At 50.8% G+C, this 12,530-nt stretch carries 6 protein-coding genes and 1 pseudogene; 1 reads left to right on the forward strand and 6 read right to left on the reverse strand.

Annotated features, from left to right (window positions below; translation table 11 throughout):
* The 5 genes from VB714_RS19560 to VB714_RS19580 all read right to left on the reverse strand — a co-directional run.
* Nucleotides 1-5,905 (reverse strand): SDR family NAD(P)-dependent oxidoreductase (locus tag VB714_RS19560; protein WP_323226347.1); only part of this gene is annotated, 5,905 nt, incomplete at its 3' end.
* Between the two features lie 74 nt (nt 5,906-5,979).
* A complete protein-coding gene (locus VB714_RS19565; protein ID WP_323226349.1) occupies nt 5,980-7,278 on the reverse strand; it encodes a glycosyltransferase in 1,299 nt (432 codons plus the stop codon).
* Nucleotides 7,221-8,012: an aspartyl/asparaginyl beta-hydroxylase domain-containing protein gene (locus VB714_RS19570; protein WP_323226350.1), complete on the reverse strand. Its 792-nt coding sequence runs from the start codon at nt 8,010-8,012 to the stop codon at nt 7,221-7,223. The genes VB714_RS19565 and VB714_RS19570 overlap by 58 nt, the downstream gene beginning before the upstream one ends.
* A 1-nt stretch (nt 8,013) precedes the next feature.
* Nucleotides 8,014-9,660, reverse strand: coding sequence for a glycosyltransferase family 39 protein (locus VB714_RS19575; RefSeq protein ID WP_323226351.1), 1,647 nt, complete (start codon nt 9,658-9,660; stop codon nt 8,014-8,016).
* Nucleotides 9,661-9,671: 11 nt separating this feature from the next.
* Nucleotides 9,672-10,517 carry an alpha/beta hydrolase gene (locus tag VB714_RS19580; protein WP_323226352.1) on the reverse strand — a complete coding sequence of 282 codons (846 nt, stop codon included), beginning with the start codon at nt 10,515-10,517 and terminating at the stop codon, nt 9,672-9,674.
* A gap of 109 nt (nt 10,518-10,626) precedes the next feature.
* Between VB714_RS19580 and VB714_RS19585 the strand changes: the two genes are divergently transcribed.
* Nucleotides 10,627-12,264, forward strand: coding sequence for an alpha/beta hydrolase (locus tag VB714_RS19585; protein WP_323226353.1), 1,638 nt, complete (start codon nt 10,627-10,629; stop codon nt 12,262-12,264).
* A gap of 14 nt (nt 12,265-12,278) precedes the next feature.
* Here VB714_RS19585 and VB714_RS19590 read toward each other — a convergent pair.
* A pseudogene (locus VB714_RS19590) lies at nt 12,279-12,530 on the reverse strand (hypothetical protein); the annotation flags it as partial.

The raw sequence follows: 12,530 nt of genomic DNA on the forward strand, positions 1-12,530 counted from the left end.
TCTCCCAGCCAATCTCTTTTTTAAGAGATTGGATTCCCGATCGCGCCAAGCGGTGAATTACATAAGTCTTAGCGGTCATCCCCGTATTTGACCAAGCCCCCCAGTTGATACTCAGGGCAGGAAGTCCGAGTTGCTGGCGGAAATGAGCGATCGCATCGAGAAACCCATTGGCGGCGGCATAATTGGCTTGTCCTGCGGAACCCAGCAAAGCGGCAGCAGAAGAAAAGAGAACAAAACAATCAAGGTTTAAAGTTCGAGTTAACTGATGTAAGTTCCATGTTCCTTGCACTTTAGCCGCCATCACTGTCTCAAACCGCGCCCATGTTTGTTGTTGCAGCACCCCATCATCCAGTTGTCCGGCAAGGTGAAAGATGCCCTTGAGAGGAGGAAGGGGAGAGGTTTGGGGATTGAGGAAGGGGGAGAGGGCGGTTTTGCTTTCTGAAAAATTCCCTAGGTCAAAGGTGAGGATTTTGATCGCGATTCCCCTTTGGATGAGTTTTGCGATCGCCTGTTGTGCCTGTTCTGAGGGGGCATTTCGTCCGGTTAAAATGAGAGCGCGAACCCCGCGATCGCCCAGCCATTGCGCTAAATGCAATCCTAATGCCCCGAGTCCACCAGTAATGAGGTAACTGGCATGGAGATCGAGAGGAGACTGAGGCACTGAATCTTGGGAACAGGGGGGAGGCGTAATGACGATTTTGCCGATATTTTTGCCCTGCTGTAGCCATCGGAATGCCTCGATCGCCCGATCGCTGGGAAAAGAACGCAAGGGTAAGGGATGCAGTTGACCCGTTTGCAGGCGATCGGCAATCTGACTCAGTAAGGCTTGGATTTCGAGGGGGCGATCGCGAGTCACGGCCATAAGATCAATGATGTGATAGTCTACATCCGGCCGTTGACTTGCCATTTCTGCGGTTGACCAAATCCCCGTTTTGCCAATTTCGAGAAACCGTCCCCCCTTCCCTAAAGCCGATAAACTTTGGGGAATTGCTTCTCCGCTTAGGGAGTTCAAAACTAAGGTAACTCCTTCTCCTTGGGTTTTTGTCCTGATTTCGTCAGCAAAGTCAGGAATGCGAGAATTAAAGAGATGGCGAACGCCCTGCTGTCTCAGTTGCTCCCATTTCTGAGGGGAAGCGGTAGCAAAGACTTCTGCCCCGACCTGTTGGGCGATCTGCACAGCGGCCTGTCCTACGCCTCCGGCGGCTCCGTGAATGAGAACGCGATCGCACCTTTGAATCTTGCCGATCTGACGCAGGGCATAATCAGCCGTGAGGAAAGCAATAGGAAGGGTTGCAGCTTCTGTTGGGGTTAAATTCGTTGGTTTCGGTACGACCAAAGCGGCAGGGACAGTGATAAATTGGCTGAAGCTGGCGGGGGCATTGCCTTCTGTCCTACTCCCGGAAATTGCCAGCACCACATCCCCCACACTGACATTTTTGACGGTTTCAGCGATCGCCACCACTTCCCCCACGCATTCTAGTCCCAAAGCGCCTGCATCTCCGGGATAGACTCCCAAGACATTCAACACATCACGAAAATTTAAGCCCGTTGCTAAGACCCGCAGTTCGACTTCTTCCGCTTCCGGGGGACGACGGGATACAGTGCGCCATTGTAGCTGTTCGAGACTGCCTCGGGTGGGAATCTGGAGTTGTAAGGCGGTCGAGACTTCTCTAGAGGGGGGGAACGGTGCAGGGTGCAAACGAGCTTCGTAGCGGATTCCTTGACGATAGGCGATTTGGGTGGCCGGGGAGGGAGAGTCCAAAGCGAGTAAAATGTCTTCAATACTTTGGTAGTCTTCTCTCTCTGGGTCAAGATCGAGACAACGACAGTTTAATTCTGGATGTTCTCGGGCAATAGTCCGAGCCATTCCCCACAGAGGGGCTTGGGAGAGGGAGACGCATTCTGTTCCTAAAATCCCCTGTACGCCCTGCGTTACGACCCAGAGTTGAAAGGAATCGGAAAGGTTGGGAGAGGCAATCAAGGCTTGCACCCAATGCAATAACCCCTGACAGGTTTGGCGCACCCGATCGCTCAATGTCTCACTATCTTCTTCCTCAGAACTCGGCTGGATTGCATAAATGATTCCTTGCCAATGGCGATCGCGGGATATCTGCGTCCATAAATCTTGGCAATGATCGGGGTTCTCTAAATTGATGCACGGGGGGTTTCCTTGTGGCGTTTCGGTTCTGTCGGACAGCAGGCCAATACAGGAATAATGCCGATCGCTGAGGGTTTGAACAATTCTTTGTAAGCGGGTGGGACAGTCGGCAACGATCAACCAATCTCCTGATCGGGTTGGGGGGGAACTCTTGATGGGGGGAACGGGAATCCATTGCACTCGATACAGCCAATTTTGCCAAGGGGTTGCTAGGCGATCGCTTTGAATGGCTCGGGAGGATAAACCGTCGATGGAGACCAAGAGGCGACTCATTGCATCATAAATCCGCACATTTGCCGTAACAAGGGATCGATCGCTCCGATCAGGCTGAAGTTGCACGTCACTCCAAAGGTAGGATTCTGGCGACCTTGGTAAGGGGGAATAGCAGTGGAGGGAATCTATTGCGATCGGCACATAGGCATCGCTGACATCGGCGATCGCAGCTAAGACCACCTGTAAACAAGCATCGAATAGAGCGGGGTACAGGATATAATCAGCGCGATCGCTCTCTATGGCTTCGGTGAGTTGAATTTTCCCCAAGGCCCGATCTTTGCCACACCACAAGCTAGAAATTCCTTGGAATGCCGCCCCATACTGCAGGCCAACCTGTTCCCAGTGGGGATAGGGATTCGTGGTAACTTTAGTTGGGGATTGTTGCAATGGCTCGAGGGCGATCGCGGTGTTGGTGACGTTCTCAGCCGGAAGGATTTTCCCCTGACAGTGCAATGTCCAGTTTTCCGAGGTTTCTCCAGCACTATAAATCTGAAAACGATAGGTTTTTCCGTCAGGATCTAGAATGGTTTGCAAGGAACAAGACTGCGCTGACAGGGAAAGCGATCGCTCGAAACTGACGGCGTGAAGCGTCAGGGTCTTGGTTTTAAGGGCGATCGCTCCGGCGGCGAGGGCCATTTCTAGATAAGCAGTCCCCGGAAACAAAACGCGATCGCCAACCCGATGATCCGACAAAAATGGGGGACGATCTTCTGTGAGGGTTTGTTGGAACAGTTTTTGCGCTAAGGGTGTGGACAGGGGAGAACCTAACAGGGGGTGTCCGGAAGGAGGGGGAGGGGTGAATCGCTGTTTCTCGGGGGTCAACCAATAACGCTGTCGTTGGAAGGGATAAGTCGGCAGGGCAATCCGACCACAAGATCGATGTTGGTAAAAGGTTGACCAGTTGGGGGAATGTCCGCGATCGTACAGTTGAGCCAGTGCGGACAGCATCTGTTGTCGATCGGCTTTTTCAGGATGCAGACTTGGCAACCAATGACAATCTGGAGAAGGAAGAACCGATTGCCCGAGGGTTGATAACACGGGACGAGAGCCGCACTCTAAAAATAATCCGTACTTTTGACGATACAGGGTTTCCAAGCCTCGGGCAAAGCGAACGGGCTGACGAATCTGATTGACCCAATAAGCGGGGGTACTGATGAGATCGGCCGTTGCGAAATCTCCGGTGAGGGTCGAAACAATCTCGATCTTGGGGGGCGCATAAGCGATCGCTTCTGCCACTTGGCGAAATTCAGCCAAGATTGGGGTCATTAAGGGAGAATGGAAAGCATGGGAGACTTTAAGGGGTTTGCTGGCAATTCCTGCTTGTTCGAGTTTGGCGATAATCCCAGCGATCGCTGCTTTCGGACCCGAAAGAACCGTACTTTCAGGCCCGTTGAGGGCTGCGATCGCCACTTCTGAGGGAGGGGTGAGAAATTCTTGCACCCGTTTTTCCTCAGCCCGCACCGCCACCATCCCCCCAATATCCCTCGGTAAAGATTGCATCAGCCGCCCTCTCGCCGCAATTAAATGCAGGGCATCCTCTAAACTGAAAATTCCCGCCAAACAAGCGGCTACATATTCCCCAATACTGTGACCGAGTAAAACCGTCGGTTGAATGCCCCAAGCCTGCCACAGTTGGGCAAGGGCGTATTCTAGGGCAAAGAGGGCGGGTTGCGTATTTGCCGTTTCTGCCAATTGTGCTTCTGCTTCAAGACTTGTCTCCTCGGGATAAAGGAGAGACAAGAGATCGATATTTTCCGCTTGGAGAATTTCCCCGCAGCGATGGAGAGCCTCGCGGAACACAGGCTGGGTCTTGTAGAGTTCTTGTCCCATCCCCACATATTGAGAACCCTGTCCCGTGAAGAGAAACACGATGTCTTCTTCCCGTTGGCTCGTCCGTCCGGAAATCGAAATCCCCGCTTCCCCCTCGAGCCAACCTTGCAGTTGTTCCTGCATTCCCCGGTGAGAGTCCGCAATGCAAGCCAGCCGATGGGAGAAATGCGATCGCTGGGTACTAGCTGCAACGCAAATCTCCCCCAAATCCACATTTTCTACATCTCCTAAAAATGCTTGATAGCGTCGAGCCAGTTCCTTTAATGTGGGTTCGCTTTTGGCAGAAAGAACTAAAAGTTGATTGAAAGAGGACAAAACAGAAGAAGATTCTCGTCTTGGTGTCTCTTTTAATACCAAGTGAGCATTCGTTCCCCCAAATCCAAACGAATTTACCCCCATGTAAAGCGGAAATTCCTCCTGAGAAAGAGGCATTAATTCTGCCTGTACTTGAAGCCGCAACGTTGCAAAATCGATCGCGGGATTGGGTTGGTGATAGTGTAAGCTCGGGGGGATCTCTCGGTATTTCAACATCAGAGCCGCTTTGATGGCCCCCGCAACTCCGGCGGCAGTTTCAGCATGGCCGATGTTGGTTTTCACCGAACCGATCCGACAGGGACGATCAGGCGCTCTTCCTCGTCCCAAAACTTCTCCTAGGGCTAATGCCTCAACAGGATCTCCCAGTTTTGTCCCCGTTCCGTGAGCCTCAACATAACAGACTTGTGTTGGATCGATTCCGGCTCGTCGATAAGCCTCTCGCAAAACTGCCGCTTGTGCCTCGGGGTTCGGTGCTGCCATCCCTTGGCTGCACCCGTCTTGGTTGACTGCGGTACTGGCGATCGCTGCATAAATGGGGTTTCCATCTGACCGCGCTTGATGGAGGGGTTTCAAGAGCAATAAACCTGCCCCCTCACTGCGAACGTAGCCATCCGCATCTGCTGCAAAACTCTGACAGCGACCGCGACCGGACATAAATCCCCCTTTAGAAAATCCTACGGTCACTGTCGGTAAAAGTAAGATATTGACTCCACCCGCGATCGCCAAATCAGATTCTCCCTGCCAGAGACTCTGACAGGCCAAATGGATCGCCACCAAGGAAGAAGAACAGGCTGTATCGACGGCAAGGCTGGGTCCTTTAAAGTCGAAAAGATAAGAGAGGCGATTAGCCGCAATACAGTTCCCGGTTCCCATCGTGGCGTAGGGATCGTTGACAGGTTGCTGCCAAAGCATGATGGAATAGTCATGGGTGCCAATGCCAATAAAAACCCCAGTGTTTGAACCCCGCAGGTTGCCCGGAACTTGTCCGGCATCTTCTAGGGTTTCCCAAGCGACTTCCAACAATAATCGCTGCTGGGGATCCATACTGGAAACTTCTCGGGGGGCAATGCCAAAAAATTGGGGGTCAAAGCGATCGACTTGCTCTAGAAAACCTCCCCAACGGGTGTTGGCTTTGTTGGGTGTAGAGGGATCGCGATCGTAAAACCGCTCCACTGACCAGCGAGAAGGGGGAACTTCCGTAATCGTATCGACCCCGTTACGAATGGACTGCCAAAAGGTGGCGGGGGTATTGATCCCACCGGGATAGCGGCAGCCAATACCAATAATTGCGATGGGTTCGGGTGGTTCAAATTGTTGGCGCGAAGGCATTTCAGGGAACAGTTATCAGTTATTAGCGATCAGTTACCGACCGCTAAAGGGAGAGTATATTAAAGCGAAATCTATTATAAGGCTTTCTGTCGGGCAAGTTGAGCCTGCCATGTTTCCAGCAGTCGCGTGACGGCGGCTTCTTCGCCATAGGAAACCGCATCTTGCCGACCTTGTTGCCCCATTTTCCGGCGCAGAGGGGCATTTTCGACCAAACGTGCGATCGCCTGCTCAAAACTGTCGCGATCACGGGGGGTGAAGAGGAGACCATTTTCCCCGTCGCGAATGAGGGTGACAACTCCCCCTGCCCGAGGGGCGATCGCGGGAATTCCGGCAGCAAAGGCTTCTAAAACGGTCAACCCGAGGGTTTCTTTTTCCGAGGCAGTAATGTGAATATCACTATTGAATAGCAGGGCCGGGATCTCGGCAGGTGGAATGCGTCCCAAGAGATGGATGGGAAACCCGATCGCTTGTCGCATTCGTTCGATTTTCCCTCGCATTTCCCCATCCCCGGCAATAAGGATGGCAAGGCGATCGCGCCAAGTGGGTTGATTTTTCACCCCCTCTTGCAGCGCTTGCAGGGTAAATCCCCAGCCTTTATCGGGGGTCAGTCGTCCCACAAACACTAATTTTACTCGGGTTTGCAGGTCGTCGATTCCATATTGGGTTTGAAAAAAGTGAGGATCTTGGAGTTGGGGGACAAAGGCATCGAGATCGATGCCTAAAAAGCGATCGCAGATAATGTTCCGCACTCCCATTCTTTCAATGCGATCTCGAGCGCTCGGGCTAGAAACTAACGTTGCGTCATAGGCGTGAAAAACTCGCCGCATCACTTGGGCAGATCCCCATTGGATCGCGGCGATCGCCGGACCGGGGAGGGGGAAAAAATCCTCAATATAGTCGATAAAATTGGTATGGTAGAAACCCGTGCAGGGAATGCCTTGCGCTCTCCCATAAGCGACTCCCGGTGCTGTCCACAACCCGAGAAAGATGCGATCGGGTTCGTCAACGTGAACGATATCTGGCTCAAAGGCTTGTAATTCTTGCTGGAGTCGAGCCTTGGCAGCACGTCCTAAGTTGCGCTCAAATTCAACTCCCATAAAGGATTCGCTGGGTAAACCCACCACTCGCACCCTAGGATAGATTTCCCCGATCCAATCTTGCCAGTGAGGATAGATGGCAGCAAGGGAACGATAGTCTGGACAGAGAATCAAAACCTCATGTCCCCTTGCTGCAAGGCAACGTGCACGGCGATCGAGGGACACCGTGACTCCATCTATAACGGGTAAAAATCCTGAACTAATCGTGGCAATTTTCATCAGCGATCGCAATTCTCGGCTGCAAGGAGGGACATTTGTTCCAAACGGTTTTCCCACTGGATGGCCTCGCGCTTGCTACCTTGGACGTAGGGAGACCAAGCGATCGCTTGAATCATCATCCGATTTAAGCAAGAGAAGGGAAAGCGTAGGGGTCGCACAACATCGACGAATAAGACCACACGGATCTCATCGGTGAGATTCCATGCTTCATGGGGTCGGGTATCATCAAAAATGAGGCTCTTTCCTTCTTGCCAGTAGCGGGTTTTTCCACCCACTCGCAACCCACAGGCATGAGAGGATTGGGGAATTTTTAAACCCAAATGATAGCGTAGAACCCCTTTATAGGGTCCGCGATGTTCCGGGATCTGTTTATGGGGTAATAAAATTGAAAAAAAGGCAGTTTTCATGCCCGGAATTTGTTCAATGAGGCGGGTGGTTTGAGGACAGCGACGGCAGTTTTTTTCCGCTTTGAACCCGTATCCATATAAAAAATAGGTTTTCCATAAGTCATCGCTAGTAATGTCATACTGATCGGCGGAAATATCTTGAAAGTTGGGCAGAAAATTGACAACTTTGAGGAGGTCATCGACTTCTTGGCGAATAATTTGCCAGTTGACCTCAATTTGGGGAATCCAAGGGAAGCGATCGCACTCAAAAAAGGCAGCATCTTCAATGAGGGATTGCTTGGCGATATGTGCCTCGATCGCCCGTAGCATCGTTTCTCCGTGCTTGACGACAAATTGATGGTGCTGGCGATTGAGTTTTGCGAGAAACTTTTGTATCCAATTCATTTCAATTATCAATTATCCAGAGGGTGAGACCTAACTGACTGGGAATTAATTTAATGGGTTCGTAAACTTGTTGCAACTTGCCGATTTGCAGAGTTTGAACGGCGCTTTTCATGGATGGAGAAGGATTGAACAAAAAAGTGGTTTGTTGGGGATTAACCGCGTTTTCCAACCATGCTTCATGGGAAAGATGAGGAGGCCTAATCTGGATGCTGACATCAGGATCGAGTTGATAGCTGAGGGAAATTAAATCTTGAATTTGTCCGACTTCGCCGAGAAACTGGGGCGATCTCGCTTGGTTCAAAAGATGGACAATAGCAGGATTGCTCAAATTACGGCTTTTCTGGTAGTTGGAGGTGCGATCGAGACCCACAACACAGGAAAGTAAGCTAACAGAGAGAATGGCAACAATGATGAAGCGTCCCACGGGAATGGGAAAGGGGAGAGCGATCGCTTTGGGTAAAGTCCTTCGATCGGCAGTGAAATAGCTGCATAAATAGGCAACAGCAATCGATGCACCTAAATGTACTGGCATTAAGTAACGGGTGGTTGCGGCAGCTTGTCCATTGCGAATCAGGTCAATGGCGAGTAAAGTGAGTGGCGTGGAGATCCCCCCCATCAGCACAAATAACCCGAGGGATCGCGGGGCATGACGCAAGAGAAAATAAGTCGCATAACCAATACAGGAGACCGTCGCGATCGCCACAACAATTTGGATTCCCATGATTGCAGGCATTCCCGCCGCCACTGGAACATCAAAAAAGAGGACGGCTAGACTGTAAAACCAGACTCCCAATATTGCCCAGAGGGGCATGGGCATCTGCATCCACGTTGTATTGTTTTGTAAGGTCGGCCAAGCTGCGATCGCCACCCAACACCACGGCAAAAAGACAAAGAAGGCGATCGCTGTTGTCAACAGATACATTCGTCGTCGTTGGGGATAAAGCCAGATCGCAGCGCATCCCTGTCCGAGTACGACAAATAGAGTGAGCAGGGAAGTATAAAGGCTAAGAATTAAACAGAGGGTATAAAAGAACCAGCCCTTGCCTTGTTCCAGCGATCGCCATAAAAATCGCTGTAACAATATAAGTAACAAAATCCACAAGCTATAAGGCCGGGCTTCTTGGGCATAGGCAACGAACAATGGAGAAATGGCAAACAGTCCCATCGCCAGCCATCCCACCAGTTTTCCAGCTTCCGTCGTGTCTTGGCGGGGGGTCGCGAAGAGCGATCGCCCCAACCCGTACATAGCTGGCAATGCCAACAGGCCGAACCCAACTGACAAACTCCGCATTGCTGTCACCGAAGTCCCAAAACATTCTGCCCAAATTCGCGCCAGTAGAAAATAAAGGGGACTATGTTCGGGACTTTGCCCGAGTACCTGCAAGAGATGAAACCAAGGGAGATCGCGCCGGATCTGTTGAAACTCGAGCAAGTCTGCCGGACTCAGAGGCAGTCCAGTTGCCAGTGATCGGGCCACCTCATCCCGCAGGTACCCGGACACCCGCATTGAGGTTGCCACTTCATCCACCCAATAAATGGGGCGATCGAGGTGGGCGATCCGAAAGGAGATACCCAACCCAGCAAGAATTAAGGCAATGCAGCCCCAAATGGGAATCTGAACGTGCTTTTTGGTTTGGCTAGGGTTCATGAACGGCAATCTCAATTTGCGTACTGCTCAATAAAGTCTTGAATAGCAGTGGTATAGCGATCGCCTCCCAGACGGGGAAGATTGGTATGTCCGCCTCCTTCGATCAAGACCCGTGTTTTCGCAGTTGGGATGGCATTATACAAGATTTGGCTCGAGGTGGGGGGGATTTCGCGATCAGCCGTTCCCCAAATCGCCAGCACGGGAATTTGCAGATCCCTCACTTTCTCGAGGGAGTCAAAATGTTGGTTGAGAAGCCAGTCTACGGGCAATAACGGCAATCGAGAAGCGGCTACGACTCTCATGGACGGAAAGGGACTCTCAACAATGATTCCCGCCGCATCGGGATGGCGAATGGCAAGGTGAAATGCGATCGCGCTGCCGAGGGAGCGACCGTAAATGATAATACGCTGGGGGGGAATCCCTCGCCTTTCGGTCAGATAGCGCCAAGCTGTTTCTGCATCTTCATAAACCCGTTTTTCGTTGGGAAACGGGCCAGAACTGCGCCCATAACCCCGATAATCAAGCAAAAAGAGACGATATCCCAATTGCTGTAAGATCCGAGTCCGAGCCACTAAATCCCCCACATTGCTACCATTGCCATGCAAATAGAGGATTGTGGGTGTGTTTTCTGTGTCCGAGGGAATCCACCAGCCATGAAGCTGATCCTCCCTAACGGCTAAAAAAACATCTTCATAAGCCATCCGAACATCGGTGGGAACACTTTTAATATGAGTAGAGGGAAAGAAGATGAGTCGGGTTTGATAACGCCAGAGTAGGAAACACAGAAGCAGATAAAAGCCAGCGATCGCAACCAACCCTCGGATAAAATACCGACTCCATTTTTCCAATTTCCTCACGATCTGCTATCCTCCATATTCACAAAACCCAAAACCCACGATGACCTCAAAAATCAAGATTCCCGCTTCCCGCTTCCCGCTCATTGATAATTGATAATTGTTCATTGAAATGGCACGACACCAATATAACCAACCGAAAGCACTCGGCTTACTGAATCGCTGCTCTTGCTGGGGTGCGATCGTCGTCGCTGCGATCGTCAGTGGCTTTATGGGAACACCTCTCCAAGCAGCAGAACGCATTCACTTTCAGTACGGCCCTTTTGGGTTTTCCGTGACTCGCCAAGACTTAGAACAGTTTGCCGAGACGGGAACAATGGCAGGCACGTTAAAAATGCTACTCTCCCAAACACAGCCCGAGTTCCAACAACAACTACGCCTTGCCCTCCAAGCCCGCTATGAAGTCGATCCGGTTTTGGCCAACCGTTTTTCTTACACGAGTTCCGGACAACAATTATTACAGGAAATTGGAACGACGATCCAAACCGAATCGAGACAGAATGGGTTTTATGCGCTGCGATCAGCCCTGACTCTAGCGGCTTTAGATCCGGACGGACTGACAATTCTCAATTTTGTGAAGCATTTGCCCACCAATCTTTACATTGATGTGAAACAGGCCTTGGCACTCGCGAGTGAGTTGCAAAATTTACTGGCCGAAACCCGACAAATTGTATGGCAAATGGCAGAGGAAACCGACCAGATCGCAGACTCCGAATCTGAGATCGATTTTACTGCTCTGGAAAATCCCAAGCAATCGGGGGATTGGCCGATTTCCAAGCAGACTTTACGCCTTTATGATCGCGATCGCGATCGCGACCTCGTCGTCGATCTCTACATTCCCCAGTCTTCCCTCTCTCGTTCTCCCCGCCCTATTATTGCGATCTCCAATGGCTTGGGAGCCAAGCGCAGTCGGTTTGAGAAACTGGCAAGGCATTTAACCTCTCACGGATTTGCTGTGGTGATTCCTGAGCATCCAGGCAGCGATCGCCAGAGGTTGAGGGAATTTTACGAAGGATTGCACCGAGAAAACTTTGCTGCTACAGAATATGTGGATCGCCCTCTCGATATCAGTTTCCTACTCGACGAACTCGCTAGGCTCAATTCTGAACGGTTTGGCAATCGTCTCGATCCCGATCGCGTTGGGGTCTTTGGTTATTCGTTTGGGGGAACCACTGCCCTTGCCCTAGCAGGAGCAGAGATTGATCTCACTCATTTACAACAAGCCTGTGTATCTGAGTCAGGTATTTTAAATATTTCTCTACTGTACCAATGTCGCGCTCTTGAATTGTCCTCCTCTTTGCCTAAATTATCAGATGAGCGTATTCAAGCGATCTATGCGTTTGTTCCCTTTAGTCGCAGTATCTACGGTCCCCAAGGCTTGGCACAAGTGAACAAACCCGTGTTTTGGGAAGCTGCTGAACAAGATATCCTCACCCCTCTTGCCATCGAACAAATCCCCGCTTTTTCATGGTTGCCGGAAAATCGTGATCGCTATTTGGCAGTAACATCAGGACTGCCTCATGCTCGCCTCACTTTAAATGTTCTCAATCGCCTCACGAATCAAAATATTGCTTGGGAAGAAATTGAACCGATCGCCGAAACTTACCATCAAATGTTGAGTCTTGTCTTTTTTCAAGTTCACCTCAAAAACAATGAGGCCTATCGCCCCTATCTGGGAGCGAGGGGAATCCAGTATCTTGAAGAAAAACCCTATCGCATCAATTGGCGAGGGGGAAATTTCCATCCGTGAAATCGATATCTTCCTTATAAACATTTGGTATCTAACAAAACATAATTTTCCGTAGACACAACCCCACAAGCTGACATTTTTGTGGCGATCGTCGGCTGCAATCCCTGTTTTAATTGAGTCATGATGGTTTTAACTTGCTCTCGAGCCTCACTCTGCATTAACCAATCTTGCTGTAAATACTCGGGTTCAAATGCCGATCGCTCAATCAAGAAAAAATCGATTCCGGCGCGATCAGCCAGTCTTTGCACATCAATGAGGTTCGGACT

Source organism: Spirulina sp. 06S082 (assembly GCF_034932145.1).
In the GTDB taxonomy this organism is placed as follows: Bacteria; Cyanobacteriota; Cyanobacteriia; order Cyanobacteriales; family Spirulinaceae; genus CCY15215.

Excerpts from the sequence above, each read along its gene's own strand:
- VB714_RS19570 (WP_323226350.1), bottom strand. The coding sequence starts at position 8,012 with ATGAATTGGATACAAAAGTTTCTCGCAAAACTCAATCGCCAGCACCAT.
- VB714_RS19575 (WP_323226351.1), bottom strand. The coding sequence starts at position 9,660 with ATGAACCCTAGCCAAACCAAAAAGCACGTTCAGATTCCCATTTGGGGC.
- VB714_RS19585 (WP_323226353.1), top strand. The coding sequence starts at position 10,627 with ATGGCACGACACCAATATAACCAACCGAAAGCACTCGGCTTACTGAAT.